Raw genomic sequence first — 25773 nt, 5'->3', positions numbered from 1 at the left:
GCTCACACCCTGGCCGCTTCGGGAATGGTCAGCGGGCGGCCGATCCGCGCTTCAACCTTGGCGTAGCGCCACAGGCTGTATTCACCCACCGGCGTGGTACGGAACAGGTTGCAGGCATCGATCACCGACTGGTGGCAGTCGACGTCGGCCATGATGTAGACGGTCCACGGCGAGGTGGTCGACGGGCCGACCATCAAGCGGTCGTCATCCATCGCCCCCAGCACGTTGATGCCCGGCATGGCGCCGAGGTCGCCCATCATCTGGCTGAAGCCTTTCCACACGCTCAGGCCTTCGCCGGTAGGCAGGTCGAAAAAGTTCTGGGTGATGCCGATGCAGAAGACGACGCGCAGCGGTTCTTGAGTGGCTTGGGACATGGGTTGATCCTTGAAAGTCAGATGTAGCCAGGAAATGGAGGAACGCCTAGGAACACCGAGCCCGCGCCGTCGTACAGGCCTTCGCTGAGGAAGGCGTGCTGGGTCACCACCATGGCGTCGCGCAGGTAGCGCTGCAGCGGGTGGCGCAGGTAGATCGCGGTGGTGCCCGCCAGGCTGTAGGCGCTCTGCACCACGGCGGCGCCGGCCTGGGACACGTGAATGGCGGTCAGGCGCAGCAGGCTGGTTTGCTCGGCCGTGACCGGGTTGCCGGCGAGGATCGAGTTCCACACTTGTTCGGTGGCGCCGTAGAAAAAACCCCGAGCGGCGCTCAGCCGGGCTTCGGCCTTGGCGATTTCGATGCGCACGTAGGCGCGGTCCGCCAGTTTCGGTGCGCCGGTGATGCCGCTGCCGCTGGCCATGGCGCTGATTTCATCGAGGGCCGCGCGGGCCAGGCCGAGGTTGACCACCGCCAGCACCTGGGCGGCGTAGGCAATCGAGGGATAACGAAACAGCGGCTCGTCGATGGTGGCGGCGCCGCCACGGATGAAGGTCCAGCGCTCGTCGATGTATTGGTCGGTAACTCGCAGGTCATGGCTGCCGGTGCCCTTGAGGCCGACCACGTCCCAGTTTTCGATGATTTCAACCTGGCCGGGCTTGAACACGGCAGTGCGTGGCTTGCCGCCCGCCGCACCGATGCCCACGCCCAGCAGGTCGGCGCCTTTGCAGCCGCTGGCAAACTTCCAGGTGCCGTTGACCTGCCAGCCGCCCTCGACGGTTTCCGCCGGCTGCAACGGGAACAGGCCACCGGCAAACACCAGATCGGGGCTGTCGGCATACAGTTCGGCGAGGGTTTCCTGGGGCAAGGCCGCAAGATACACCCCGGCGCTGCCGAAGCTGGCGACCCAGCCGGCAGAGCCATCGGCTTCGGATATGCGCTCGATCATCTGCAAGAACGTTGCGGGGGCCAGGGCATCGCCGCCGAAACAACGGGGCGTGGCCGCCCGGTAGATGCCCACCTGCTTGAAGCGTTCGATCATGTCCCGTGGCACGTGGGAGCCGGCGTCGAACTCGTCGCGGCGCTGGCGCACTTCATCGAGCACCTGCTGGAACAGCGCGGGCTGCACGTCGGGTAAAGCGTCTGGTTGCACGAGGGCCGAACGCAGCATGGGCTTTCTCCGTTGTAGTTGTTATGGACGCCGTGTCGGGCGTTGATGGGTCCAGTGTAAAAAGCCCGACCACCGTCAACTATTGGGGCGTGCAGCCCACCGGCTAAAGAAATCCCCTAGTGCGCCCCCGATTACTTCTGAGCGTGCCCCCGGATACAAACCGGTATAACTTGCCACCGTAGTCGTCCCCTCCACCGCCAAGGGCTACGCGATGTACCTACCCAATAACAATGATTTCCACACCCTGATCGAAGCCATGCCGATCTGCACCATCCTTCACGATGCGCAGAGCAAGGACATCCTCTGGGCCAACACCGCGGCGCTGTCGGCGCTGGGGTTTACCCTGGAAGAACTGATCCCGCTCAAGGCCCCGGACATGACCCGGGACGCACCGAAGTACAAGCGCTCCATCGGCCTGCGTTGGCTCGAGCGCGCGGCCCGCAGTGGCCAGCGCACCATCGAGTGGTGTTATCGCTCCAAGGCCGGGGTGGAGATTCTTTCGGAAGCGGTCGCGACGCTGGTGCACCTGGACGGGCGCGACGTGCTGATGGTGCAGTTCCGGGATATTTCCCGGGAAGACAAGGTGAAGCGGGACCTGATCCGCGCCGAGGAAGCCCGGCGTGTCAGTGAACAGCAGCTTGAATACCTGGCCCGATACAACGCCATGGGCGAGATGGCGGTGGCGATTGCTCATGAGTTGAGCCAGCCACTGGCGGCCACGCGCAACTTTATCGAGGGGGTTTTGATTCGTCTGGGCGATACCCGCAGTGCCGACCAGGGGGTGAACTGGGGGCTGCAAAGTGCCGTGCGGCAGGTCGAGCATGCGTCAACGATCATCAAGAGTGTGCGTGATTATGTGGTCAAGCTGGAGCAGAGCGCGGAGTGGGTGGACCTCAATGAGTTGCTGCAGGAAACCCGATATTTCATCAGCCTGCGGGCCGAGCCGAGTCAGGTGCGGCTGGAGATCGTCCCGAGCGCGGAACCGCTGATGGTGCAGTGCGAGAGGGTGCTGATTGGGCAGGTGATTCTGAACCTGGCGTTCAATGCCATTGAAGAGATGAGTGAGCTGCCCGTGGAGCGTCGGGTGCTGCGGTTGCATGCCTGCCGGGATGGAAACGTGGCGCGGTTGAGTGTCGAGGATTGTGGGCGCGGGATTCAGGCCGTGGCGCGGGAGAAAATCTTTGACGGGTTCTTTTCGTCGAAGGTGGGTGGTAACGGGATTGGGCTGGCGTTGTGCAAGAACATCATTGGTCGGCATCAGGGGGATATCTGGGCGCAGAATCTGGAGCCGTGTGGGGCGGTGTTCAGTTTTTCGTTGCCTTTGGTGGGGTCGTGAGATTGGGGCATTTGCGAAGCGGCTTTTCTGTAGGAGCCGGCTTGCCGGCGAAAAACGTGAGGTCGCCGCGTTTATTCAGGATGCCAACGTCATCGTTAACGACCATCGCCGGCAAGCCAGCGCCTACAGGGCTGTTCAAAAGTGAGCCGCTGCAAGAGCGGAACCCGTTTCTGCCATAACAAAAATAACGGATATATACCCTACCCCAAACCATTGGCACAGACACACAACCACTTGGCAGACACAACAATTCTTGCAATCGCCCCACAAGGCAGAATCCACTTGCAAGAATCTGCCAAAGCACCCGCGATTAGCAAAACACAATAATTCAGGGAGTGCCCCTAATGCGAAGCAACAGGATCAACGTACAGTCAGCGCTGGGTCTGGGCCTGCTTGTACTCGGCTTGAACAGCGCCCGGGCGGATTTACCGCCAGACACCATCGGCCAGACTACCCTGGCCTTTCCACCGGAAGCCCACCGCGCATTCGTGGTAGACGTCGAATTCGAAAGCTTCGTGGTCGGCCGCGTCACCGTGGTAGATCCCGACAAGAAGCGCGTCCTCGGCATGGTCCCCACCGGCTTCGCCGCGCCCTCGGCCCTGAGCCACGACCAGAAGACCCTGTACAGCGCCGACATCTACTATTCCCGCGGCACCCGGGGCGATCGCACCGATGTGCTCACCGCCTGGGACAGCTCCAGCCTGTCGCCCGCCTGGGAAGTGCTGATCCCGAACAAACGCGCCGAATCCCTGACCCAGCGCTATGGGCTGAAGACCAGCGGCGATGACCGCTTCGTCTACGTCTACAACTTCACACCCTCCACCTCGGTGACCGTGGTCGACACCCAGTCCCGCTCCGTCACCGCCGAAATCGCGATCCCGGGCTGCGTACTCAATTACCCGGTCGGCACTCGCCGCTTCGCCTCCCTGTGCGGCGACGGCAGCCTGCAAGTGGTGACGCTGAACGAGCAGGGCCAGGAAACCTCGCGCAACCGCACGCACTTCTTCGACCCCAACGCCGAGAAGCTCAACGAACGCGCGGTGAACGTGGGCGACACCTACTACTTCACCACCACCACCGGCACCATCCGCCCAGTAGATTTCTCCGGCGATGAGCCGAAAATCCTGCCGTCCTGGTCACTCACCACCGACGCGGAAAAGAAAACCGGCTGGGCCCCGGGTGGCTGGCAGTTGATGGCCGTGGCACCGAAACTCAACCGCATGTACGTGCTGATGCACGACAACCACGAGCCGATGAAGTGGGAAGACCCGAGCACCATCATCTGGGCCTACGACCTCAAGACCATGAAGAAGATAGCCACCCTGGAAGCCCCGACCCCGGTCTGGAGCATGCAGGCCACCGGCGACGACAAGCCCCTGTTGCTGGGCGCCGACGTCGAAGGCGGCTTGCAGATCTTCGACCTCAAGACCAATAAACTCACCGGTAGCATGGCCAAGGTAGCGAAGACCGCGACCCAGATCATGAGCTACTAAAGAGGTTCGGCCATGCATATCGACCCGATCTTCATCATTGCCAGCGCCCTCGCCATCGCGGTGTTGCTGGCCAGTGCCGCGACCCACAAGTTGCGCGCACCGGCACGCTTCGCCCGGCAACTGGCCGATTACCAGTTGCTGCCAGAGGCAGTGACTCGCCCCGCCGCCCGGGTAATCCCGGTGCTGGAACTGGTGATTGCCTTTGCCCTGCTGATGCCGGCCAGCCGTTCCTGGGCCGCCCTCGGCGCCGCCGGCCTGATTGCACTGTACGCCGCCGCCATTGGCATCAACCTGTGGCGCGGCCGCCGGGACATCGACTGCGGCTGCGCAGGCCCCGACCAGGCGCAGCCGTTGCGGCCGATCCTGCTGTTGCGCAACGGCGCACTGGTGGCCGTGGCCCTGCTGGCCAGCGTGCTGCCGATTGCCCGTGACCTGGGTTTTTTCGACGGCTTCGTCACCGTCGCCGCCAGCGCCGTCGCGCTGCTGATTTACGCCGCAGCCGATGGCCTGCTGGCGAACTCCCCTCTTCTGCTCAAACTGATTGGTAGGTGATCAATGGAAGGCCTTATTGTTTCCAACGTACTGCTGTGGGTACTGCTGCTGGCGCTGGCGTTTGCCGTGATGGGCCTGGTGCGCCAGATTGGTGTGCTGCACGGGCGCATCGCCCCGGCCGGCGCACTGATGGTCGACAAGGGCGTGGCGGTGAATGAGCCGGCCCCGCAAGTCACCGCTTCCGACCGTAAAGGCCGCCCGGTGAACTTCGGCTATGCCGGTGAGAAGAACCAGTTGCTGTTCTTCCTCTCGCCCACCTGCCCGATCTGCAAATCCCTGTTGCCGGCGATCAAGTCCATCGCCAGGGAACAGGCTGACCGACTCGATGTGGTGTTTATCAGCGACGGCGACATGGAAGCCCAGCACGCGCTGATCACCGAACACAAGCTGGACGACGTCACCTACGTGGTCGGCCCGGAAGTCGGCATGACCTACCAGATCGGCAAGCTGCCGTATGCCGCGCTGATCGACAAGAGCGGCACCTTGCGCGCCAAGGGCCTGGTCAATTCCCGCGAGCACCTGGACAGCCTGTTCGAAGTCGAACACCTGAAAAGCGCGACGCTGCAGGAATACCTCAACAGCCAGCCGCAGCCCCACGACCACAGCCACGGCCATAGCCACTGATTAAGGCAGGGAGACTCTCATGAAATTGCTGGATCTGTTATTCGAGCGCTCGACCCGTCGCCTGGCCGACACCACGTCGCGACGCAAACTGTTGGCCCGTATGGGTTCGCTGATGGTCGCGGGCGCCGCGTTGCCCCTGCTGCTGCCCCTGGACCGCACCAGCAAGGCGCTGGCTGCCGATAACCCGAAAGCCGGTGACCCGGGCGACCCGAACAGTTGCGACTACTGGCGCTACTGCTCCATCGACGGTTTCCTGTGCAGTTGCTGTGGCGGCTCGGTGACCTCCTGCCCACCGGGCACCGAGGCGTCCCAGGTGACCTGGATCGGCACCTGCCGCAACCCGGCGGATGGCAAGGACTACATCATTTCCTATAACGACTGCTGCGGTAAGCAAAGCTGCGCCCAGTGCGCGTGCACGCGTAACGACAGTGAGGAACCGGCATACCGGCCGTTCAACAACAACGATGTGAACTGGTGCCTGGCGGCCAAATCCCACATCTACCACTGCACGGTCTCGATCATTCGCGGCGTCGCGGTTTAACTCACCCTTGTGGCGAGGGAGCTTGCTCCCGTTGGAGTGCGAAGCGCTCCCAGAGATCTTGGGGCCGCAGCACAGCCCAACGGGAGCAAGCGCCCTCGCCACAGGTCAGTGCAAGAGGCTTGTCATGCGTACGTTGTTTTTGCTGAGCTTGATGTGTGTCTTCGCCACCCCGCTCGCCCAGGCTCGGGCCATTCCCAATCCAAACCAGAAGCACGCACCGGGCAATGAGTCGCCGCAAACGCCGATCGCCCAGGCCGGGTACAGCGTGGCGACCAACTATCAGCTGCAGTGTGCCGGCTGCCATCTGGGCAGCGGCATGGGCTCGGCGGCGAACGACACACCGAGGATGACCGGGTTTGTCGGCAACTTTCTGAAGGTGCCAGGCGGGCGGGAGTTTTTGGTACGGGTGCCGGGGATGTCGCAGTCGGCGCTGAACGATGGGCAACTGGCGGATTTGCTGAACTGGCTGATGCGCCCGGACGGGATGGCGGGCAAGAGTACGCCGGTGGATTACAAGCCCTATAGCGCTGCGGAAGTGACTGAGTTACGGCACAAAGCAATGCTCAATCTGCCGGGCACAAGGGCGGGGTTGATCAAGGAAATGCGGGCGCAAGGGATTGCGATTGAAGATGGAATGCCCAACTGAACGAAACGCGATCCAAATGTGGGAGCGGGCTTGCTCGCGAATGCGGTGTGTCAGTCACCCAATGCATCAACTGAACCACCGCATTCGCGAGCAAGCCCGCTCCCACATTTTTGATCGGCGTATCCCCTGATCAGGCGTGTTGTTTGCGGTACTCACCCGGCGCAATGCCAAACCGTGACTTGAACGCCGTCGAAAAATAACTCGAATCCGAAAACCCCCACGAGTACCCCAGCACCGAAAGCTTTTCCTCCACCCTGGATTGGCGCAGGGATTCAGCACACAAATCCAGCCGTCGGTTCTTGATGTACCGCGCCACCACCAGGCCCTTGCGGGCAAAGATCCGGTACAGCCCGCGCACCGACATCCCCACCTCCCGCGCCAGCCACTCGGGGCACAGCTCTTCGGAGCGAATGTGCTGGTCAATACACTCCAGCGTCTTGCGGAACACTCGCTCATGGGCGTCGCTGCCCTCGCCCGCCTGGCTGATCGCCGGGCGCAGCAGGTTGATGATCGCCTCCAGCGTCGCCTCGCTTTCCTGCAAGGTCAGGTTGTCTTGCCGGGTGGCCTCCAGAATCAGCTGCCGGGACAGCATCGCCATCGGCGACGTCGCCTCGATCCGGTGCCCGCATTTGACCGGGTTGAAACGCAAGGTCTGCTCCACCAGGTACGACGGCAGGATCAACGACAACTGCCGCGAATTCTCGCTGTAGGTGAAGTCGCTGGGGTGCGCCGCATCGATCAGGGTAATGTCGCCGGCGCGCAACAGCGCCTTGCTGTCACCCTGGGCCATGCCGGCCGTGCCGTCGAGCTGGAACACGGCAAAGTACTTGCCGCCCTCGCCCGCCGCGATTTGGCTGGGGGTACGAAACAAGCGAGCCTGGCAGGCGTCGACAAAGCTGAGTTTCAGCGCGCCGCTCTGGTACTCGCGGATCTGCCCGGAAAAACCATCCCCCAGGATCTGCCCATCGAATGCGCCACAGATCTGATTGATCTGATGGATCCATTGGTCGAACCCATCACAGCGCTGTGCAATTGAAGACATCATGTTCAGGCCTCACGCAGGCTTATTTTTATTCTCTACGCCACATCACTCCACCCGTTCTCCTGAACAGCGTCGCTCCTTATTTCAGGCCTCCGAACCGCCGGTAAAAGCTTTCGCCAACGTCCGGCAACGGGCCGTCGGCAGTTTCCAGCGCGCTGTTCAGCCATTCCTCGGCCTTGGCGTAGATCAACCGGTAAATATTGCGGCACAACTGGCGGGCGGCGCGGCCTTCCCAATCGCCGGGGAGCAATTCATCGGGTAATTGCGGGTCGCGCAGCAGCAGTTTGCGGTACTCATGGATAAGCAGGACCCGTGCCAGGAAACAATCCGCAGGCTGTAGCTGTTCCTGCTCGCGAAGCGCTTGCCAGAGCGGTCGGAACAGTTGGATGAACTCGCTGTAATGGGCCGCCAGCTCCTCGATGTTCCAGCTCTCGCGCACCTGCACCCGCAGGGCCTTGGAGGCCAGTACATCCTGGGCGGTGGTTTCGAAGACGATGGTGTCTTCCTGGGCGCCGAGGTCGAGCAAGGTGGCGTTGACGTCGGCGCGGTCGCTGCGTGGGCAGGCCAGCACGGTCGGGGCAATCGCACCAAAACCTTGCCACTCCAGCTCTTCACGCACTTGTTTGCGCTTGTCCTGGGTCAACTGCGTGAGCATCACCAGGCACCATGAACCATCCCATGCCGGCACGCTGGAGCTGTAGACCCGCTTGAAGGCCTTGTCGAAACGCCGACGCCCGGCACCGGTCAGGCTGTAGTAGCTGCGGCGCCCGACTTTTTCGGCGGTCAGCCAGCCTTCCTTGGTCAGGCGGAAGATCGAGGTGCGGATCAGCCGTTCATTGATGCCGATGGGTTCGAGCAACTGGATCAGGCTGCCCAGCCACACCGTCCCGCCGTGGGGTTCGATGGCGTCCCCGTACAAGGTGATGATCAAGGAACTGGCGCGAATCGGCGTCTGCTCCTGGAAGCGGGTAATCAGTTGGTTCAGGGGTGTCAGTGACGACATGGGCGTACCGAGGCAAAAAGAGAAAATATACCGTTTTTAGCGGCGTCGGGATGCAGGCGATTCATCTGCCCTTGGGCCGCAGGCCGCTGTCGCTGATGCGTGGGCGATCAGCTTCCGGTGCGCTCAGGGGTGCGCATTCCTGCATCTGCTCCAGGCAACGCTGAGCCAGGCGCTGGTATTCACGGGTGCCGGTTTGTTTCCAGTGCACCTCTTCATCACTGAGGCTGCGCTTGACGCTGGCCGGCGCGCCCATCACCAACGACTGCTCAGGGCACTCGAAACCGGCTTTGACGAACGCCGCCGCCGAGACGAATGAGCGAGCGCCGATACGGGCGTTGTCCATCACCACCGCATTCATGCCCACCAGCGCATCGGTGCCGATCCGGCAACCGTGCAGCACGGCGCCGTGGCCGATATGGCCGTTGCGCTCGACCACCGTGTCGCTGTCCGGGAAGCCGTGCATCACACAGGTGTCCTGCAGGTTGGCGCCTTCTTCGAGGACGATGCGCCCGAAGTCGCCGCGCAAACTCGCCAGCGGCCCTACATAGCAATGGGGGCCGATGATCACGTCGCCGATCAGTACCGCCGAGGGATGGACGTAGGCCGTGGGGTCGACCACCGGGGTCAGGCCGTCGAGACTGTAGCAAGTCATGGGGATTCCTTTTATGGCGTATTCGCAAAGCGATGCCGATCTTGGCTTATTTTGTATCACATCATTTTTACAAGCACAAAGCTGAAAAAGCGTATCGCTTGAATCAGGTGTCGCCGTGGCTTGATACGGTGCCGCTGATAATCGACGTAAAGCCAATAAAACAGGGGATTTATCAGGTATTTACCGACCAGCACAGCGAGCAGTTCATTTTCATCAAACTCAAAACAAGACACACCAAATCAATTTTATCGTTGCATTTATGTATCACGTTGAAGCTATACTCCGGCAAAACCGGCTGACCACGCCGATCCAATAATGAGCCGGCTGACCGCCGAGCGTGCACCGTGAGGGCCTCACGACCATGAACTTCGAACACATCCTGTTTTCCATCGAGGCCGGCGTCGCCCTGCTCAGCCTCAATCGCCCCGACCAGCTCAACAGCTTCAACACGCAGATGCACGGCGAAGTCCAGCAAGCGTTGAAGCAAGTCCAGGAAAACCCCGACGTGCGCGTGCTGCTGCTGACCGGTGAAGGCCGCGGCTTTTGCGCCGGGCAAGACCTCAGCGACCGCAACGTGGCACCCGGCAGCGCGGTGCCGGACCTGGGCGAATCCATCGAGAAGTTCTACAACCCGCTGATCCGCCAACTGCGCGACCTGCCTTTGCCGGTGATCTGCGCGGTCAACGGCGTGGCGGCCGGTGCCGGCGCGAACATCCCGCTGGCCTGCGACCTGGTGCTGGCAGCACGCTCGGCGAACTTCATCCAAGCCTTCTGCAAGATCGGCCTGATCCCCGATTCCGGCGGCACCTGGACCCTGCCGCGCCTGGTGGGCATGGCCCGCGCCAAGGCGCTGGCCCTGCTGGGCAACCGCCTGAGCGCCGAGCAGGCCGAGCAATGGGGCCTGATCTACCGCTGCGTGGACGACGCCGAATTGCGCAACGAAGCCCTGACCCTGGCCCGCCACCTGGCCACGCAACCGACCTACGGCCTGGCGCTGATCAAGCGCAGCCTGAACGCCAGCCTGAGCAACAGCTTTGACCAACAACTGGAGCTGGAGCGCGACCTGCAACGCCTGGCCGGGCGCAGCGAGGATTACCGCGAAGGCGTCGCCGCCTTCATGGAAAAACGCAGCCCAAGCTTCAAGGGCCGCTGAAAGGAGCGCACCACATGACCAACCATGAAGCCATGAACCTGGCCAACCAGTGCGCCCAGGCCATGTTCAGCCGCGATGCCGCCAGCCAGGGCATGGGCATGCGCCTGCTCTCGGTGGCGCCGGGTTGCGCACGACTGGGCATGAGCGTGCGCGCCGACATGATCCAGGGCCACGGCACCTGCCACGGCGGCTACCTGTTTGCGCTGGCGGACTCGGCATTCGCCCTGGCCTGCAACAGCTACAACGACGCCACCGTGGCACTGGGCTGCAGCATCGACTACATCGCCCCGGCCCACCTGGGCGACACCTTGAGTGCCGATTGCCGCGAGCAAAGCCGCTCGGGTCGCACCGGCAACTACGACGTCCGTATCGAAAACCAACTGGGCCAGCTGATTGCGCTGTTCCATGGCAAATCCTACAAAGTGCGTGGCACGGTGCTGGCGCAGGAGAATCCGAATGAATGACGCCTTGATCATCGACGCAGTCCGCACCCCGATCGGCCGCTACGCCGGCGCCTTGAGCAGCGTGCGCGCCGACGACCTCGGAGCGGTGCCGCTGCGCGAACTGCTGCGCCGCCACCCGCAAGTGGACTGGAGCAGCGTCGACGATGTGATCTACGGCTGCGCCAACCAGGCCGGCGAAGACAACCGCAACGTGGCGCGCATGTCGGCGCTGCTGGCCGGGCTGCCGGTGAGCGTGCCGGGCACCACCCTCAACCGTTTGTGCGGCTCGGGGCTGGACGCCATCGGCAGCGCGGCCCGGGCGATTCGCTGTGGAGAGGCCGGCTTGATGTTGGTAGGCGGCGTGGAGTCGATGTCCCGTGCGCCGCTGGTAATGGGCAAGGCCGAACAGGCGTTTTCCCGCGATGCGCAGCTATACGACACCACCATTGGCTGGCGCTTCGTCAACCCGCTGATGAAAAAGGCCTACGGGATCGACTCGATGCCGGAGACCGCTGAAAACGTCGCCGAGCAGTTCAATATCTCCCGTGCCGACCAGGACGCGTTTGCCCTGCGCAGCCAGCAACGTGCAGCCGCCGCCCAGGCCAGCGGGCGCCTGGCGAGGGAAATCGTCGCGATGGAAATCCCCCAGCGCAAAGGCCCGGCCAAGGTGGTGGAACACGACGAACACCCCCGCGGCGACACCACCCTTGAGCAACTGCAGAAACTTGGCACGCCATTCCGCGAGGGTGGCAGCATCACAGCCGGCAATGCATCCGGGGTCAACGACGGCGCCTGCGCCCTGCTGCTGGCCAGCGCGGAAGTTGCCAAGCGTCACGGCCTGGTCGCCCGCGGCCGGGTGGTGGCGATGGCCACCGCCGGCGTGGAACCGCGCATCATGGGCATCGGCCCGGTGCCGGCGACCCGCAAGGTGCTGGAACTGGCCAACCTGAGCCTGGCGGACATGGACGTGATCGAGCTCAACGAAGCCTTCGCCGCCCAGGGCCTGGCGGTGCTGCGCGAGCTGGGCCTGGGGGACAACGACCCACGGGTGAACCCCAACGGCGGCGCCATCGCCCTCGGCCATCCACTGGGGATGAGCGGCGCACGGCTGGTAACTACCGCCCTGCATGAATTGGAGGAACGTGGCGGCCGCTACGCCCTGTGCACCATGTGCATCGGCGTGGGCCAAGGCATCGCGCTGATCATCGAGCGCCTGTCCGACTAAAGATTCGCGATTCCCGGGGAGCCTAGCGGTATCCTTGGGGCATGCACTCAAAGCCCACGGTGTGCGGTGGGCTGATACACAAAAATAATTCGAGTGAACTCATGAACATGCCTATTCCAAACGCCGTGCTTAACCCTGTGCTGGACCCGCTGGAAACCGCCAGCGTCGACGAACTGCGCGCCCATCAACTGGAGCGCCTGCGCTGGAGCCTGCGCCACGCCTACCAGAATGTGCCGCTGTACCGTCAGCGCTTCGACGCGCTGGGGGTGCACCCGGATGACATCAAGTCCCTGGACGACCTGGCCAGGTTCCCTTTCACCACCAAGGGCGACCTGCGGGACAGTTACCCCTACGGCATGTTTGCCGTGCCGATGAACGAGGTGGTGCGCCTGCATGCGTCCAGCGGCACCACCGGCAAGCCGACGGTGGTGGGTTACACCCAGAACGACATCGACACCTGGGCCAATGTGGTGGCCCGCTCGATCCGCGCGGCCGGTGGGCGGCGTGGCGACAAGGTGCATATTTCCTATGGCTACGGGCTGTTCACCGGCGGCCTTGGAGCCCACTACGGCGCGGAACGCCTGGGTTGTACGGTGATTCCGATGTCCGGCGGGCAGACGGAAAAACAGGTGCAACTGATCAAGGATTTCCAGCCGGACATCATCATGGTCACGCCCTCGTACATGCTGAACATTGCCGATGAAATCGAGCGCCAGGGCATTGATCCACAGAAGCTGGCGTTGCGACTGGGGATCTTTGGGGCCGAGCCGTGGACTGCCGAGCTGCGCAGTGCAATCGAGGCGCGACTGGGGATTACGGCGCTGGATATTTACGGGCTGTCGGAAATCATGGGACCTGGGGTGGCCATGGAGTGTGCGGAAACCAAGGATGGCCCGACCATTTGGGAGGATCACTTCTACCCGGAGATCATCGACCCGGTGACGGGTGAGGTGCTGCCGGACGGGCAGATGGGTGAACTGGTGTTTACCTCCTTGAGCAAGGAGGCGCTGCCGATGATTCGCTACCGCACCCGGGATTTGACGCGGTTGCTGCCGGGGACTGCGCGGCCGATGCGGCGGATCGACAAGATCACCGGGCGCAGTGATGACATGCTGATCATTCGCGGGGTTAATGTGTTTCCCACGCAGATCGAGGAGCAGGTGCTTAAAATAAAACAGCTTTCAGAGTGTTATGAGATACATCTGTATCGTAATGGCAACCTGGACAGTGTGGATGTGCATGTGGAGCTCAAGGCTGAGCATCAGCACCTCAATGATGAACAACAGAAAGCCGTCTCCAGCGAACTGAGCAGGCACATCAAGACGTATATCGGGATCAGCTCGCGCATCGTTTTGCAGCCGCTGCATTCGATCAAGCGGTCTGAGGGCAAGGCTTGCCATGTGATGGATCGTCGCCCTAAAGCATGACTGCTGCACCTTTTTGGCCCCGCATTTGCGGGGCTTTTTTTTGCTCGTTTTTTGGGGTGGGGGTAGAGCACCAGCAAAATCAAAGGCGCACACGGTTCAAATGTGGGAGCGGGCTTGCTCGCGAAGGTCGTTAACGATGACGCGGGCATCCTGATTCAACGCGGCGCACTCAGGTTCTTCGCGAGCAAGCCCGCTCCCACATAAAGCGGCCCTGTTTTTTGCCTACTGGCCCTGCTTACCACGATGACCGGGAACCCTATGCCGCCGTTACCGTAGCGACAGATATCTGCTCCCTTCCCGCAAAGCGATACAAAATCAAATAACGACACCATATTTTGTGTTTGATATTAATTTCCGTATCGCTTATAAAGTCCTCCATGCCTACGACAAAACACAAGGCGGGAGACCCCCCATGTACGCACAGCTTGTAGAAACCGGAGTAAAGCGCATCAAGGACCTCTCCGAGATGTCCGACCAGGAACGCACTTTCCAGGAAAAAATCGACGCCGAAATCAAGATCGAAGCCAAGAACTGGATGCCCGACGCCTACCGTCAAACCCTGATCCGCCAGATCTCCCAACACGCCCACTCGGAAATCGTCGGCATGCTGCCCGAGGGCAACTGGGTCACCCGCGCCCCCACCCTCAAACGCAAGCTGCAACTGATGGCCAAGATCCAGGACGAAGCCGGCCACGGCCTGTACCTCTACAGCGCCATGGAAACCCTGGGCGCCGACCGCGACGAAGAAATCGCCAAGCTCCACAGCGGCAAGGCCAAGTACTCCAGCATCTTCAACTACCCCACCCTGAACTGGGCCGACATGGGCGCAGTAGGCTGGCTGGTAGACGGCGCCGCCATCGTCAATCAGGTGGTACTGCAGCGCACCTCTTACGGCCCCTACTCCCGGGCCATGGTGCGCATCTGCAAGGAAGAAAGCTTTCACCAGCGCCAGGGCTACGAACTGCTGCTGACCATGATGCGCCAGGGCACCCAGGCGCAAAAAGACATGGTCCAGGACGCGATCAACCGCCTCTGGTGGCCATCGCTGATGATGTTCGGCCCCAGCGACGAACACTCCCCCAACAGCGCCCAATCCATGGCCTGGAAAATCAAGCGCCAGAGCAACGACGAACTGCGCCAGCGCTTCATCGACCAGACCATCCCGCAGCTGGAGCTGCTGGGCTGCACCTGCCCCGACCCGGACCTGAAGTGGAACGCCGAACGCGGCCATTACGATTTCGGCGAGATCCAGTGGAGCGAGTTCTACGAAGTGCTCAAGGGCAACGGCCCGTGCAACCAGGAACGCGTCGCCACCCGCCGCAAGGCGATTGAAGACGGTGCCTGGGTACGCGAAGCCGCCGTCGCCCACGCCCGTAAAAAACAGAACAAGAACGCCGCCTGATCGGCCACCTGATGTGGAGTCACCGTTATGTCTGAATGGACCCTGTTTGAAGTCTTCGTGCGCAGCAAGCACGGCCTGAATCACAAGCATGTGGGCAGCGTGCATGCCGCCGACACCACCATGGCCATCGAGAATGCCCGGGAGCTGTACACCCGCCGCAGTGAAGGCGTGAGCCTGTGGGTAGTGCCTTCCGCGCTGATCACCGCCTCGTCGCCGGACGAGAAAGACCCGCTGTTCGACCCGGCCGATGACAAGGTCTACCGCCACGCCAGCTTCTACGAGTTGCCGGCCGAAGTCGGGCATATGTGAGGTCGACCATGAACCCTGAAACCGATCTGATCGAATACCTGCTGCGCCTCGGCGACAGCGCCCTGATCCAGGGCCAGCGCCTGTGCCAGTGGTGCGGCCATGCGCCGGCGCTGGAAGAAGAACTGGCGCTGATGAACGTCGGCCTCGACCTGGTGGGCCAGGCGCGCAACTGGCTGGAATACGCCGCCGAGCTGCTGGACGACGGGCGCGACGCCGATCACCTGGCCTTCCGCCGGGATGAGCGGGCCTATCGCAACCTGCTGCTGGTGGAACAACCCAACGGCGACTACGCGGTGACCATCCTCAAGCAATTCCTGTATGACGCCTGGCACTTGCCGGTGTTGAGCGGCCTGGCCCAATCCAGCGACGAACGCATCGCCGGCATCGCGGCCAAGGCGGTGAAGGAAGTCACCTATCACCTGCGCCGCTCCAGCGAGTGGGTGGAGCGCCTGGGAGACGGCACCGAGGAAAGCCATAAACGCATGCTCGCGGCGATCCCCGAGCTGTGGCGGTTCACCGTGGAACTGACCGGCGCCGACGACAGTGAACAGCGCCTGCACGCCGCCGGCATTACGCCGGACGCCGCTCAGGTTGCCGCAGCGTGGCAGACCCAGGTCAGCGAAATCTTTACCAGCGCCACCCTGCCCCTGCCGCCTGCTGCGAGCTATTTCTACCTGGATGCACGCCGCGGTTTGCACAGCGAGCACCTGGGAATTTTGTTGGCGGAAATGCAGTTTTTGCCCCGAGCGTACCCCGATGCAACCTGGTGAACTGATCGCCAGCGACCAGGGCGCACGCCCGGCGCAACCCACCGACCTGGCTGCCGCGTGGGCCACCCTGGCGCAGGTCATGGACCCGGAAGTGCCGGTGGTGAGCGTGGTCGACCTGGGCATAGTGCGCGACCTGGACTGGCAGGCCGGCCACTTGCATGTGGTGGTCACGCCGACCTACTCCGGCTGCCCCGCCACCGAAGTGATCGAGGGCGACATCCGCGATGCATTGGAGCTGGCAGGTTTCCGCGCCCCGCAACTGGAACGCAAGCTGACCCCGGCCTGGACCACCGACTGGATCACCAGCAGCGGCCGCGAACGCCTGCGGGCCTACGGCATCGCACCGCCCCAAGGCAGTAGCAGCAAACGCAGCCTGCTGGGAGAAAGCCCGGTGATTGCCTGCCCGCAATGCGGCAGCACCCACACCGAAGTGCTCAGCGAATTCGGCTCCACCGCCTGCAAGGCGCTGTACCGCTGCCGCGATTGCCTGGAACCGTTCGACTATTTCAAGTGCATCTGAGGGGCCAGCGGCCCGCTTGGTTGGAGAACAACAATGAGCAAATTTCACAGCCTGACCATCAAGGATGTGCGCAACGAGACCCGTGACGCGGTGTCCATCGCCTTCGAGATTCCGCAGCATCTGCAAGACAGCTTCCACTTCACCCAGGGCCAGCACCTGGTGATGCGCACCCAGCTGGATGGCGAGGAAGTGCGCCGTTCCTATTCGATCTGCACCGGTGTCAATGACGGCGAACTGCGCATCGCCATCAAGCGCGTGGCCGGTGGACGGTTCTCCGCATTTGCCAATGAGCAGCTCAAGGCCGGGCACAGCCTGGAAGTGATGCCGCCCGCCGGGCATTTTCATGTGGACCTTGATCCCGCTCGCCACGGCCATTACCTGGCAGTGGCGGCCGGCAGCGGTATCACGCCGATCCTGTCGATCATCAAGACCACCCTGCAAACCGAGCCCCACAGCCGCGTGACGCTGCTGTACGGCAACCGTTCCAGCTCCGGTGCACTGTTTCGCGAACAGCTGGAAGACCTGAAGAACCGCTACCTGCAGCGCCTGAACCTGATCTTCGTGTTCAGCCGCGAGCAGCAGGATGTCGACCTTTACAACGGCCGCATCAATGCCGAGAAGTGCGAGCAACTGTTCTCCCGCTGGCTCGACGTGAAAGCCCTCGACGCGGCCTTTATCTGCGGCCCGCAGGAGATGACCGAGACCGTGCGCGACAGCCTCAAGGCCAAGGGCATGGCGCCGGAGCGCATCCATTTCGAACTGTTCGCCGCCGCCGGCAGCCAGCACAAGCGCGAGGCCCGCGAAGCGGCGCGGCAAGTGGATGCGGCGGTCAGCCAGATCACGGTGATCAGCGATGGCCGCGCCCTCGCCTTCGACCTGCCCCGCAACACTCAGAGCATCCTCGACGCGGGCAATGCCCAGGGCGCCGAGCTGCCGTATTCGTGCAAGGCCGGCGTGTGCTCCACCTGCAAATGCAAAGTCATCGAAGGCGAAGTGGAGATGGACAGCAACCACGCCCTCGAAGACTACGAAGTGGCCGCCGGCTATGTGCTGTCGTGCCAGGCATTCCCGGTCAGCGACAAGGTGGTACTGGATTTCGATCAGCTTTAAGGACACACCGCTCCCCTGTAGGAGCGAGCTTGCTCGCGAAGATCGTTAACGATGACGCGGGTAGCCTGAATCAACGCGGCGCCCTCAGGTTTTTCGCGAGCAAGCTCGCTCCTACAGGACGCAGGTTTAACCACAACAACAATAAAAAGGAGCACACCACCATGACCCCCGACGATATCGAGCGCATCCGTCGACATCCCGATTTCATCCAGTTGGTACGCCGCAAACAGAACCTGTACTGGTCGCTGTCGCTGATCATGCTGGTGATCTATTTCGGGTTTGTGCTGTTGGTGGCGTTCTCCCCGGCTACCCTCGGGCAGTCGTTGAGCGGCGGCGTGACCACCGTGGGCATGCTGGTGGGTGTGGTGATTGTGCTGCTGGCGTTCGCGCTGACCGGCTTTTATGTGTACCGCGCCAACCATGTGATCGACCCGCTGAACGACAAACTCAAGCAGGAGTGCACAGCATGAGCCGGCTGGTAGCGTGGTTTCTCCTGCCGCTGGCATTGGCCACCGACCTTGCAGTCGCCGCCGACGGCGCATCCCGGCCACTGAACTGGAACGCCATCGGCATGTTCCTGGTGTTCGTGCTGTTCACCCTCGGCGTGACTCGCTGGGCCGCCCTGCGCACCCGTTCCGCCAGCGACTTCTACACCGCCGGCGGCGGCATGAGCGGCTTCCAGAATGGCCTGGCGATTGCCGGCGACATGATCTCGGCGGCGTCATTCCTCGGCATCTCGGCGATGATGTTCCTCAACGGTTATGACGGCCTGCTCTACGCCCTGGGCGTGTTGGCCGGCTGGCCGATCATCCTGTTCCTGATCGCCGAGCGCCTGCGCAACCTGGGCAAGTACACGTTTGCCGATGTGGTGTCCTACCGCCTGGAGCAGACCCCGGTGCGCCTGACCTCGGCCTTCGGCACCCTGACCGTGGCGCTGATGTACCTGGTGGCGCAGATGGTGGGCGCCGGCAAGCTGATCGAGCTGCTGTTCGGCATCGACTACCTGTACGCGGTGATGCTGGTGGGCGTGCTGATGGTGTTCTACGTGACCTTCGGCGGCATGCTCGCCACCACCTGGGTGCAGATCATCAAGGCGGTGATGTTGCTGTTCGGCACCACCTTCATGGCGTTCATGGTGCTCAAGCACTTTGGTTTCAGCACCGAGGCGATGTTCGCCGGGGCCACCGCCGTGCACGCCAAGGGCAGCGCGATCATGGCGCCGGGCGGCTTGCTGTCGAACCCGATCGATGCGATTTCCCTGGGGCTGGGCATGATGTTCGGCACCGCCGGGTTGCCGCATATCCTGATGCGCTTCTTTACCGTCAGCGACGCCAAGGAAGCGCGCAAGAGCGTGTTCTACGCCACCGGTTTCATTGGCTACTTCTACCTGCTGCTGATCATCGTCGGCTTCGGCGCCATCGTCATGGTGGGTACTGACCCAAGCTTCCGGGATGCCAACGGCGCGATCATCGGCGGCGGCAACATGATCGCCGTGCACCTGGCACAGGCCGTGGGCGGCAACCTGTTCCTCGGGTTCATTTCGGCGGTGGCCTTCGCGACCATCCTGGCCGTGGTCGCCGGGCTGGCGTTGTCCGGCGCGTCGGCGGTGTCCCACGACCTGTATGCCTGCGTGATCCGCAAGGGCCAGGCCAGCGAGCAGCAGGAAATCCGCGTGTCGCGCATCGCCACGCTGTGCATCGGCGTGCTGGCGATCATCCTCGGCCTGCTGTTTGAGTCGCAGAACATCGCGTTCCTGTCCGGCCTGGTACTGGCAATCGCCGCCTCGGTGAATTTCCCGGTGCTGTTCCTCTCGATGTACTGGAAGGGCCTGACCACCCGTGGCGCGGTGACCGGCAGCCTGGCGGGACTGGTCTCGGCCATCGTGCTGCTGGTGCTGAGCCCGGCGGTGTGGGTCAACGTACTGCATTACGACAAGGCGCTGTTCCCCTATTCCAACCCTGCCCTGTTTTCCATGAGCCTGGCGTTTTTCAGCGCCTGGGTCTTTTCCGTCACCGACCGCTCGCCCCGCGCTGCCGTTGAACGCGGGCGTTACCTGGCGCAGTTCATTCGCTCCATGACCGGCATTGGTGCCGCAGGCGCCAGCAAACACTAACTCTCATTTTCCAACCCGGAGGAATCGTGATGTCTCACGCCCCTACCCTGCAAAGTTTTATCGCTGGCCGCTGGATCGGCCAACACGGCGCCCAGGTGCTGCGCAGCGCCATTGACGGCCACGAGCTGGCACGCACTCACGAGGAGCGCCCGGACTTCGCCGAAGCCATCGAACACGGGCGCCGCCAGGGTGTCAGCGGGCTGATGGCCCTGGATTTCCAGCAGCGGGCCCAGCGCCTCAAGGCCATCGCGCTGTACCTGAGCGAGCGCAAGGAACAGCTCTACGCCCTCTCCCACCACAGCGGCGCGACCCGTGCCGACAGCTGGATCGATATCGAAGGCGGCAACAGCACGCTGTTCACCTACGCCAGCCTGGGCTCGCGGGAGTTGCCGTCGGGCAATATCGTCCACGAAGGCCCGGCGATGCAGCTGAGCAAGCTCGGCAGCTTTGCCGGCACCCATATCCTGGTGCCTCGTGGCGGCCTGGTGGTGCACATCAACGCGTTCAACTTCCCGATCTGGGGCATGCTGGAAAAATTCGCCCCGAGTTTCCTGGCGGGCATGCCATGCATCGTCAAGCCGGCCAGCGCCACCAGCTACCTGACCGAAGCCGTGGTGCGCCTGATGGACGAATCCGGCCTGCTGCCACCCGGCAGCCTGCAACTGGTGATCGGCAGCACCGGCGACCTGCTCGACCGCCTGCAAGGCCAGGACGTGGTGACCTTCACCGGCTCCGCCGACACCGCCGCCAAGCTGCGGGTCAACCCGAACCTGATCCGCAACTCGGTGCCGTTCAACGCCGAGGCCGACTCGCTGAACTGCGCGATCCTCGCCCCGGACGTAAGCCCGGACGACGAAGAGTTCGAGCTGTTCATCAAGGAAGTCGCCCGGGAAATGACCACCAAGGCCGGGCAGAAATGCACCGCCATTCGCCGCGCCATCGTGCCGGCCAAACATATCGACACCGTCGCCACCCGCCTGCGGGACCTCCTGAAAAAAGTCGTGGTGGGCGACCCGTCGGTGGAAGGCGTGCGCATGGGCGCACTGGCCTCCCACGACCAGCAGAAAGACGTGGCCGACCGCCTGGAAAGCCTGTTGCAGAGCAGCGACATGCTGTTCGGCGCCCGCGACGGCTTTGAACCCCGCGGTGAAAACGTCAGCCAGGGCGCGTTCTTCGCCCCGACCCTGCTGCAAGCCCGCGACCCGCATGCAGAAGGCGGCGCCCACGACATCGAGGCCTTCGGCCCGGTGAGCACGCTGATGGCCTACGACGACCTCGACGAAGCCCTGGCCCTGGCCGCACGCGGCAAAGGCAGCCTCGTCGCGAGCCTGATCACCAAAGACCCGCAGATCGCTGCCAAAGCCATCCCGGTGGCTGCCGCGTGGCACGGCCGCCTGCTGGTGCTCGACCGCGAATCCGCCGCCGAATCCACCGGCCACGGCTCGCCCCTGCCGCAACTCAAGCACGGCGGCCCGGGCCGCGCCGGTGGCGGCGAAGAACTCGGCGGCTTGCGCGCCGTGAAACACTACCTGCAACGCGCAGCGGTACAGGGCTCACCGACCATGCTGGCGGCGGTCACCGGCGAGTACGTACGCGGCGCCAAGGTCATCGAGACCGAAGTGCACCCGTTCCGCCGCTTCTTCCAGGACCTGCAGATTGGCGAATCGCTGCTGACCCACCGCCGCACCGTCACCGAGGCCGACCTGGTGAACTTCGGCTGCCTGTCGGGCGATCACTTCTACATGCACTTCGATGACATCGCAGCCAAGGAATCGCAATTCGGCAAACGCATTGCCCATGGTTACTTTGTGCTGTCGGCGGCGGCCGGGCTGTTTGTGTCCCCGGCACCGGGGCCGGTGCTGGCGAACTACGGGCTGGACACCCTGCGGTTTATCAACCCGGTGGGCATTGGCGACACCATCCAGGCGCGGCTGACCTGCAAGCGCAAGATCGACCAGGGCAAGAAGAGCCCCCAGGGCATTCCGCAAGGCGTGGTGGCGTGGGATGTGGAGGTGACCAACCAGTTGGGTGAGCTGGTGGCCAGTTATGACATCTTGACGTTGGTGGTCAAACGCGAGGAGTGAGTGCTGAAACCAATGTGGGAGCTGTCGAGCCCCGGCGAGGCTGCGATGGGATCACCGCGCCGTACCTGCCAGACCGCGGCGCCTGCATCGCAGCCTCGCTGGGGCTCGACAGCTCCCACAGTTGATCCCAGTTGATCAGGAGCGTGTGTTCGTATCCCGTGACGCCCTGCGTCACCACTGAACAGATTGATTTTTTATTCCGCACGACACACCTTAGCGAATCGTTTTTCTAAAAGGTGACGCCCGCAGTGTCCGACTTTCCGACTCTCAAAACCGAACGCCTGACCCTCAGAGAACTTACACAGGAGGATGCGGTGGGGTTGTTTGCGATTCATAGCGACGCTGAAGCAATGAAGTGGTTCGGTGCCGACCCAATCACCGAGCCTCATCAAGCGGAGCAACTGATCGAGCTGTTTGCCAGTTGGCGCACCTCACCCAATCCGGGGATTCGCTGGGGGATTGAGGAGACAGCCACGGCAGCGCTGATCGGCACCTGTGGTTTCTTCAAATGGAATCGTATGTGGCGCAGTTGTGCCATCGGGTTTGAGATGGCGCAATCGGCACAGGGACAGGGGCTCATGAAGGAGGCGGTTTACGCCGCCCTTCGATGGGCGTTCCAGCACATGGAACTCAACAGGATCGAGGCGCTGGTTCATCCTGACAACGCTCGGTCACTGAACCTGCTTGAGAAAGCCGGGTTCGTGCGTGAAGGAACGTTGAGGCAGGCGGGTTACTGGAACGCAGCTCATCAAGACCTGGTTCAGTTTTCGCTGCTGCGTGGGGAGTGTGAGTACCTTTAGGGTCAGCGCGCGGTCCGGCGGTAAACCAGCGTATCGCGTACGCCGAAGTACTCGCAGCGCCGCGCGCCTTGAAGGGTTTCCACCCATTCAAACCCCGTTGCCTCAGCCAGTCGTTGACTGGATATGTTCGCCGAAGAAGTGGTCAGGCGCAGTGTGTGCCCGCTCAACTGCGAAACCAGAGCGTTCAATGCCTCCCTCATCAGACCCTGACCGGCGTGTGCCTGATTGCCCCAATAGCCAACTTCGTAGCTGTGAATCTCATCGGCCAGCGGCAGCAGGCCGATACAGCCCACCAATGCCTGGGGATCGTCGCGAGATAACAGGAAATACCGTTTCTCCCCGACAGGCGCATCGAAGTCTTTTGCCGCGCGCTGCAGGCTTTCCTGCGTGTCCTCCCGCGTCCAGTGCGGCTTGCTCCATACGAGAAACCGGCGGTGCAGTGCGTAACTGGCGTTCAAGGCATCGGCGAGTTTTTCAGCGAGCGCCACATCAGGCGCAACCAGGGTCATCCGGTCAGTTTGCAGGGTTGTGGGCAGCGGCGCCTGCTGTTCAATGGTTTGCACCCACACGAATCCTTCGTCTTCACTGGGTGGCTCGAGCATGCTGAACACGCTTTTCAGCGCGTCCTCCGGCACCTTTTTGTCAGCATTGCGTTGGGCATTTCGCGCCAGCGCCAGCTCCAGCGGTGCGCTCACCAGGATGCCGATCACCGGGACTGCATAGTCCCTCGCGATGGACAGCAGCTCCTGCCGATGACGCCGCGCCGGCAAAGCAGCATCGAAGACGATTGCGCCGTGCCCCAATCGCTCAAGGTTTTCCGCCACCCAGCGAGACTTGCCCGCCCCCTGCACGCCCATGACCACGTACACATGAGTGCCCTTTGCCGCCTGTGACAGCTCGTGCCTCAACCGCGCATACGCGAGCTGCCATGCCTGTCGATTTCGTTCAGGCGTGAATTCCCTGCCGAACTCGGTTTCCAGATAGTCGTCAGGGTTGATCACCAAGGGCAAGTCCATCGACCGATCCTCCATCAAAAAGGCACGTCGCCCAAAATCGTCGCGCGGTGCATCACCCGCCTTTGCGGTCGGTAATCATCAATCGCGTAATGCTGGGTAATGCGGTTATCCCAGAACGCTACATCATTCGCCTTCCATCGCCAACGCACGGTGAATTCCGGACGGCTCACGTGGCTGAACAATAACCGCAACAACGCATCACTTTCCGCCGCCTCAAGCTCATTGATCCGCGTGGTAAAGCCTTCATTCACAAACAACGCCTTGCGCCCGGTGGCAGGATGCGTCCTGACCACCGGGTGTGACAGCGGCGGGTGATCCTTCCGGGCTTTTTCGTAGCGCGCCAATGCTTCGGGCGTGCTGCCGAAGCGCTCGGTGGGAAATGATTTGGTCAATTCGTGGGTGGCGGTCAGGCCGTCGAGCAGTTGCCTGACGGGGGCCGATAACCCTTCAAACGCAGCCACGCCATTGGCCCACAACGTATCCCCGCCGAACGCAGGCACTTGCCTGGCCGCCAACACGGAGCCCATCGCCGGTGCGGCGAGGAAGGTTACATCGGTGTGCCAGATGGCGTTGTCGCGGACATCGGTCACGGCGGTGTCGATCAGCAGCAGTTCCGGGTGCCGGTCAACGTGCGGGTAAATCGGATGCCGGTGCAAATCACCAAACCGCGCGGCAAATGCCACGTGCTGCCCGGGGGTAATGGCCTGGTTACGGAAGAACAACACCTGGTGCTGCAGCAGTGCTTGCTCCACCCAGTCGTGTTGTTGATCCGTCAGAGGCAGGGCCATATCCAGCCCCTCAACCTCGGCGCCGATGGTAGGGCCAAGGGGATGAAGCGTCAGGCCCATGATTATTCTCCGATGAACTTGTCGCTGACGAAGGCGGAATAGTCAGGCAGGACCTTTTCGATTTTTCCCTGCTCTTTCAGAAATTCGGCGGTCTTGCCGATTTCCCTGGCGGTGCCACCGGCGAGGTATTGCGCGCTTTTTTGTTCGGCGGCCGTCGGGAACGACGAGCCTTCGAGCAGCTCGGGAATGTCCGCAGCGTTGGCGCCTGTGAGTCGGGCGATGCTTTTCACGGGGGCAGAATCAGCGGTCCAGTCTTTTTTATGCGCGGCGTAATCGGCAATCGCCGCCAGGCTGACCCTGGCAAAATCGGCAACGACCTTCGGATTCTTTTCAGCGAAATCCTTGCGCGCTACCCACACCTCAAAGGTCGGGGCGCCCCAGTTGGAAACTTCGGCAGCATCCGTGAGGATCTTGCCGGTCTTACGGATTTCACCCAGGGCAGGCGACCAGGTAAACGCCCCGTCGATATCGCCGCGGGCCCAGGCGGCGGTGATTTGTGCCGGTGTCAGGTTGACGATGTTGACTTTGCGCGGGTCCAGGTTCCAGTGCTTCAGCGCGCCCAGCAGGCTGTAATGAGAGGTCGACACAAAGGGCACGGCGATGGTTTTGCCGATCAGGTCATCAGGGGTCTTGATCCCGCTGCCGTCGCGAACCACCAGGGCCTCGGAACTGCGAATCTGCGCGCTGACAATGAACGCCACCAGCGGCATGTTTCGCGAAGCCGCCGCGGCCAACGGGCTGGAACCCAGGTTGCCGATCTGCACATCACCGGAAGCCATGGCGGCCAGGACGGCCGGGCCCGCGTCGAATCTGCGCCAATCGATCTTCTGGCCGATACCTTTTTCATATTCACCATCGGCGATGGCGCGTTTGATCGGGTCGATGCCGTTGATGTAGCCGATGGTGAGGTCAGCGGATTGAGCGCTTAGGGAGAGGACAGCGAGGCCCATGGCCGAGAGGAGGTTGCGGGCCGGTTTCAGCGTGTTCATTTTTATAGATTCCTGAGCGGATAAGACTTGAGCAGCGCGGACTCCGGCTCTCCAAGGGTCAACTCAGTTAGATGATATTGATCTATAAAAAATAAAATAAATAATTTTATGGAATTAGCTTAGAGCTTCTGCAGG

27 protein-coding genes are annotated in these 25773 nt (G+C 62.4%); 19 read left to right on the top strand and 8 right to left on the bottom strand.

Annotated elements, in window-relative coordinates:
• Positions 1-2: 2 nt before the first annotated feature.
• Together C0058_RS12650 and C0058_RS12645 are read right to left on the bottom strand one after the other, a co-directional pair.
• On the bottom strand, positions 3-374 hold the full coding sequence (locus C0058_RS12650; RefSeq protein ID WP_003208867.1) for a hypothetical protein: 372 nt from the start codon (positions 372-374) through the stop codon (positions 3-5).
• 17 nt (positions 375-391) lie between these two features.
• Complete coding sequence (locus C0058_RS12645; protein WP_102368716.1) at positions 392-1540, bottom strand: acyl-CoA dehydrogenase family protein; 1149 nt, start codon at positions 1538-1540, stop codon at positions 392-394.
• Positions 1541-1751: 211 nt separating this feature from the next.
• On the opposite strand from C0058_RS12645, the gene C0058_RS12640 reads away from it, so the two are divergent.
• From C0058_RS12640 to C0058_RS12615, 6 genes are all read left to right on the top strand, one after another.
• Positions 1752-2876, top strand: a complete 1125-nt coding sequence (locus C0058_RS12640) for a sensor histidine kinase (protein WP_102368715.1) — start codon at positions 1752-1754, stop codon at positions 2874-2876.
• Between the two features lie 344 nt (positions 2877-3220).
• Positions 3221-4369 (top strand): amine dehydrogenase large subunit, encoded by a 1149-nt coding sequence (locus tag C0058_RS12635; protein ID WP_008431064.1) that lies wholly within the window; start codon positions 3221-3223, stop codon positions 4367-4369.
• Positions 4370-4381: 12 nt separating this feature from the next.
• A complete protein-coding gene (locus C0058_RS12630; protein WP_102368714.1) occupies positions 4382-4921 on the top strand; it encodes a MauE/DoxX family redox-associated membrane protein in 540 nt (179 codons plus the stop codon).
• A 3-nt stretch (positions 4922-4924) separates the two neighbouring features.
• Complete coding sequence (gene mauD / locus C0058_RS12625) at positions 4925-5545, top strand: methylamine dehydrogenase accessory protein MauD (protein ID WP_003208875.1); 621 nt, start codon at positions 4925-4927, stop codon at positions 5543-5545.
• Positions 5546-5564: 19 nt separating this feature from the next.
• Positions 5565-6086 carry a methylamine dehydrogenase light chain gene (locus C0058_RS12620; protein ID WP_003208877.1) on the top strand — a complete coding sequence of 174 codons (522 nt, stop codon included), beginning with the start codon at positions 5565-5567 and terminating at the stop codon, positions 6084-6086.
• Positions 6087-6210: 124 nt separating this feature from the next.
• Positions 6211-6732: a hypothetical protein gene (locus C0058_RS12615; protein WP_008431056.1), complete on the top strand. Its 522-nt coding sequence runs from the start codon at positions 6211-6213 to the stop codon at positions 6730-6732.
• A gap of 130 nt (positions 6733-6862) precedes the next feature.
• On the opposite strand, the gene feaR is transcribed toward C0058_RS12615, so the two are convergent.
• The 3 genes from feaR to paaY all read right to left on the bottom strand — a co-directional run bounded on the left by feaR (position 6863) and on the right by paaY (position 9429).
• Complete coding sequence (gene feaR / locus C0058_RS12610; protein WP_003208881.1) at positions 6863-7777, bottom strand: transcriptional regulator FeaR; 915 nt, start codon at positions 7775-7777, stop codon at positions 6863-6865.
• A 76-nt stretch (positions 7778-7853) separates the two neighbouring features.
• Positions 7854-8777: a phenylacetic acid degradation operon negative regulatory protein PaaX gene (paaX, locus tag C0058_RS12605; protein WP_003208883.1), complete on the bottom strand. Its 924-nt coding sequence runs from the start codon at positions 8775-8777 to the stop codon at positions 7854-7856.
• A gap of 61 nt (positions 8778-8838) precedes the next feature.
• Positions 8839-9429, bottom strand: a complete 591-nt coding sequence (gene paaY / locus C0058_RS12600) for a phenylacetic acid degradation protein PaaY (protein ID WP_003208885.1) — start codon at positions 9427-9429, stop codon at positions 8839-8841.
• Between the two features lie 361 nt (positions 9430-9790).
• Here paaY and paaG point away from each other — a divergent pair, with 361 nt between their 5' ends.
• From paaG to C0058_RS12530, 13 genes are all read left to right on the top strand, one after another.
• Positions 9791-10582 carry a 2-(1,2-epoxy-1,2-dihydrophenyl)acetyl-CoA isomerase PaaG gene (gene paaG / locus C0058_RS12590; RefSeq protein ID WP_003208887.1) on the top strand — a complete coding sequence of 264 codons (792 nt, stop codon included), beginning with the start codon at positions 9791-9793 and terminating at the stop codon, positions 10580-10582.
• A 14-nt stretch (positions 10583-10596) separates the two neighbouring features.
• Positions 10597-11046 (top strand): hydroxyphenylacetyl-CoA thioesterase PaaI, encoded by a 450-nt coding sequence (gene paaI, locus C0058_RS12585; RefSeq protein WP_008431049.1) that lies wholly within the window; start codon positions 10597-10599, stop codon positions 11044-11046.
• Positions 11039-12250 carry a 3-oxoadipyl-CoA thiolase gene (gene pcaF, locus C0058_RS12580; RefSeq protein ID WP_102368712.1) on the top strand — a complete coding sequence of 404 codons (1212 nt, stop codon included), beginning with the start codon at positions 11039-11041 and terminating at the stop codon, positions 12248-12250. Before paaI ends, pcaF begins: the two co-directional genes overlap by 8 nt.
• A gap of 101 nt (positions 12251-12351) precedes the next feature.
• Positions 12352-13677 carry a phenylacetate--CoA ligase PaaK gene (gene paaK / locus C0058_RS12575; protein WP_102368711.1) on the top strand — a complete coding sequence of 442 codons (1326 nt, stop codon included), beginning with the start codon at positions 12352-12354 and terminating at the stop codon, positions 13675-13677.
• A gap of 412 nt (positions 13678-14089) precedes the next feature.
• Positions 14090-15079, top strand: a complete 990-nt coding sequence (gene paaA, locus C0058_RS12570; RefSeq protein ID WP_102368710.1) for a 1,2-phenylacetyl-CoA epoxidase subunit PaaA — start codon at positions 14090-14092, stop codon at positions 15077-15079.
• A 27-nt stretch (positions 15080-15106) separates the two neighbouring features.
• Positions 15107-15388 (top strand): 1,2-phenylacetyl-CoA epoxidase subunit PaaB, encoded by a 282-nt coding sequence (paaB, locus tag C0058_RS12565; RefSeq protein WP_003208899.1) that lies wholly within the window; start codon positions 15107-15109, stop codon positions 15386-15388.
• 8 nt (positions 15389-15396) lie between these two features.
• Positions 15397-16158 carry a 1,2-phenylacetyl-CoA epoxidase subunit PaaC gene (paaC, locus tag C0058_RS12560; RefSeq protein ID WP_102368709.1) on the top strand — a complete coding sequence of 254 codons (762 nt, stop codon included), beginning with the start codon at positions 15397-15399 and terminating at the stop codon, positions 16156-16158.
• Complete coding sequence (gene paaD / locus C0058_RS12555; protein WP_102368708.1) at positions 16145-16678, top strand: 1,2-phenylacetyl-CoA epoxidase subunit PaaD; 534 nt, start codon at positions 16145-16147, stop codon at positions 16676-16678. The genes paaC and paaD overlap by 14 nt, the downstream gene beginning before the upstream one ends.
• Before the next feature lie 33 nt (positions 16679-16711).
• The gene (gene paaE / locus C0058_RS12550) at positions 16712-17788 is read left to right on the top strand and encodes a 1,2-phenylacetyl-CoA epoxidase subunit PaaE (protein WP_003208905.1); all 1077 of its coding nucleotides are present in this window, start codon (positions 16712-16714) and stop codon (positions 17786-17788) included.
• Positions 17789-17949: 161 nt separating this feature from the next.
• Positions 17950-18258 carry a DUF485 domain-containing protein gene (locus C0058_RS12545; RefSeq protein ID WP_003208907.1) on the top strand — a complete coding sequence of 103 codons (309 nt, stop codon included), beginning with the start codon at positions 17950-17952 and terminating at the stop codon, positions 18256-18258.
• Positions 18255-19901, top strand: a complete 1647-nt coding sequence (locus tag C0058_RS12540) for a cation acetate symporter (protein WP_003208909.1) — start codon at positions 18255-18257, stop codon at positions 19899-19901. Before C0058_RS12545 ends, C0058_RS12540 begins: the two co-directional genes overlap by 4 nt.
• A 29-nt stretch (positions 19902-19930) precedes the next feature.
• Positions 19931-21985, top strand: coding sequence for a phenylacetic acid degradation bifunctional protein PaaZ (paaZ, locus tag C0058_RS12535; protein ID WP_102368707.1), 2055 nt, complete (start codon positions 19931-19933; stop codon positions 21983-21985).
• Positions 21986-22233: 248 nt separating this feature from the next.
• Positions 22234-22785: a GNAT family N-acetyltransferase gene (locus C0058_RS12530; protein WP_102368706.1), complete on the top strand. Its 552-nt coding sequence runs from the start codon at positions 22234-22236 to the stop codon at positions 22783-22785.
• Between the two features lie 2 nt (positions 22786-22787).
• Here the strand turns inward: C0058_RS12530 and C0058_RS12525 are convergent, their stop codons facing one another.
• Genes C0058_RS12525 through tauA form a run of 3 tightly spaced genes read right to left on the bottom strand, consistent with a single transcriptional unit; the run spans position 22788 to position 25638 of the window.
• Positions 22788-23801 carry a GNAT family N-acetyltransferase gene (locus C0058_RS12525; protein WP_102368705.1) on the bottom strand — a complete coding sequence of 338 codons (1014 nt, stop codon included), beginning with the start codon at positions 23799-23801 and terminating at the stop codon, positions 22788-22790.
• Positions 23802-23815: 14 nt separating this feature from the next.
• Positions 23816-24649: a taurine dioxygenase gene (gene tauD / locus C0058_RS12520; RefSeq protein ID WP_087694292.1), complete on the bottom strand. Its 834-nt coding sequence runs from the start codon at positions 24647-24649 to the stop codon at positions 23816-23818.
• 2 nt (positions 24650-24651) lie between these two features.
• Positions 24652-25638 (bottom strand): taurine ABC transporter substrate-binding protein, encoded by a 987-nt coding sequence (tauA, locus tag C0058_RS12515; RefSeq protein WP_102368704.1) that lies wholly within the window; start codon positions 25636-25638, stop codon positions 24652-24654.
• Positions 25639-25773 lie beyond the last annotated feature (135 nt).

The organism is Pseudomonas sp. NC02, from assembly GCF_002874965.1.
In the GTDB taxonomy this organism is placed as follows: Bacteria; Pseudomonadota; Gammaproteobacteria; order Pseudomonadales; family Pseudomonadaceae; genus Aquipseudomonas.
The sequence above is the reverse complement of the archived record's forward strand: the minus strand, read 5'-3'. Positions and strand labels throughout refer to the sequence as shown.

Excerpts from the sequence above, each read along its gene's own strand:
- C0058_RS12650 (WP_003208867.1), bottom strand. The coding sequence starts at position 374 with ATGTCCCAAGCCACTCAAGAACCGCTGCGCGTCGTCTTCTGCATCGGC.
- C0058_RS12645 (WP_102368716.1), bottom strand. The coding sequence starts at position 1,540 with ATGCTGCGTTCGGCCCTCGTGCAACCAGACGCTTTACCCGACGTGCAG.
- C0058_RS12640 (WP_102368715.1), top strand. The coding sequence starts at position 1,752 with ATGTACCTACCCAATAACAATGATTTCCACACCCTGATCGAAGCCATG.
- C0058_RS12635 (WP_008431064.1), top strand. The coding sequence starts at position 3,221 with ATGCGAAGCAACAGGATCAACGTACAGTCAGCGCTGGGTCTGGGCCTG.
- C0058_RS12630 (WP_102368714.1), top strand. The coding sequence starts at position 4,382 with ATGCATATCGACCCGATCTTCATCATTGCCAGCGCCCTCGCCATCGCG.
- mauD (WP_003208875.1), top strand. The coding sequence starts at position 4,925 with ATGGAAGGCCTTATTGTTTCCAACGTACTGCTGTGGGTACTGCTGCTG.
- C0058_RS12620 (WP_003208877.1), top strand. The coding sequence starts at position 5,565 with ATGAAATTGCTGGATCTGTTATTCGAGCGCTCGACCCGTCGCCTGGCC.
- C0058_RS12615 (WP_008431056.1), top strand. The coding sequence starts at position 6,211 with ATGCGTACGTTGTTTTTGCTGAGCTTGATGTGTGTCTTCGCCACCCCG.
- feaR (WP_003208881.1), bottom strand. The coding sequence starts at position 7,777 with ATGATGTCTTCAATTGCACAGCGCTGTGATGGGTTCGACCAATGGATC.
- paaX (WP_003208883.1), bottom strand. The coding sequence starts at position 8,777 with ATGTCGTCACTGACACCCCTGAACCAACTGATTACCCGCTTCCAGGAG.
- paaY (WP_003208885.1), bottom strand. The coding sequence starts at position 9,429 with ATGACTTGCTACAGTCTCGACGGCCTGACCCCGGTGGTCGACCCCACG.
- paaG (WP_003208887.1), top strand. The coding sequence starts at position 9,791 with ATGAACTTCGAACACATCCTGTTTTCCATCGAGGCCGGCGTCGCCCTG.
- paaI (WP_008431049.1), top strand. The coding sequence starts at position 10,597 with ATGACCAACCATGAAGCCATGAACCTGGCCAACCAGTGCGCCCAGGCC.
- pcaF (WP_102368712.1), top strand. The coding sequence starts at position 11,039 with ATGAATGACGCCTTGATCATCGACGCAGTCCGCACCCCGATCGGCCGC.
- paaK (WP_102368711.1), top strand. The coding sequence starts at position 12,352 with ATGAACATGCCTATTCCAAACGCCGTGCTTAACCCTGTGCTGGACCCG.
- paaA (WP_102368710.1), top strand. The coding sequence starts at position 14,090 with ATGTACGCACAGCTTGTAGAAACCGGAGTAAAGCGCATCAAGGACCTC.
- paaB (WP_003208899.1), top strand. The coding sequence starts at position 15,107 with ATGTCTGAATGGACCCTGTTTGAAGTCTTCGTGCGCAGCAAGCACGGC.
- paaC (WP_102368709.1), top strand. The coding sequence starts at position 15,397 with ATGAACCCTGAAACCGATCTGATCGAATACCTGCTGCGCCTCGGCGAC.
- paaD (WP_102368708.1), top strand. The coding sequence starts at position 16,145 with ATGCAACCTGGTGAACTGATCGCCAGCGACCAGGGCGCACGCCCGGCG.
- paaE (WP_003208905.1), top strand. The coding sequence starts at position 16,712 with ATGAGCAAATTTCACAGCCTGACCATCAAGGATGTGCGCAACGAGACC.
- C0058_RS12545 (WP_003208907.1), top strand. The coding sequence starts at position 17,950 with ATGACCCCCGACGATATCGAGCGCATCCGTCGACATCCCGATTTCATC.
- C0058_RS12540 (WP_003208909.1), top strand. The coding sequence starts at position 18,255 with ATGAGCCGGCTGGTAGCGTGGTTTCTCCTGCCGCTGGCATTGGCCACC.
- paaZ (WP_102368707.1), top strand. The coding sequence starts at position 19,931 with ATGTCTCACGCCCCTACCCTGCAAAGTTTTATCGCTGGCCGCTGGATC.
- C0058_RS12525 (WP_102368705.1), bottom strand. The coding sequence starts at position 23,801 with ATGGACTTGCCCTTGGTGATCAACCCTGACGACTATCTGGAAACCGAG.
- tauD (WP_087694292.1), bottom strand. The coding sequence starts at position 24,649 with ATGGGCCTGACGCTTCATCCCCTTGGCCCTACCATCGGCGCCGAGGTT.
- tauA (WP_102368704.1), bottom strand. The coding sequence starts at position 25,638 with ATGAACACGCTGAAACCGGCCCGCAACCTCCTCTCGGCCATGGGCCTC.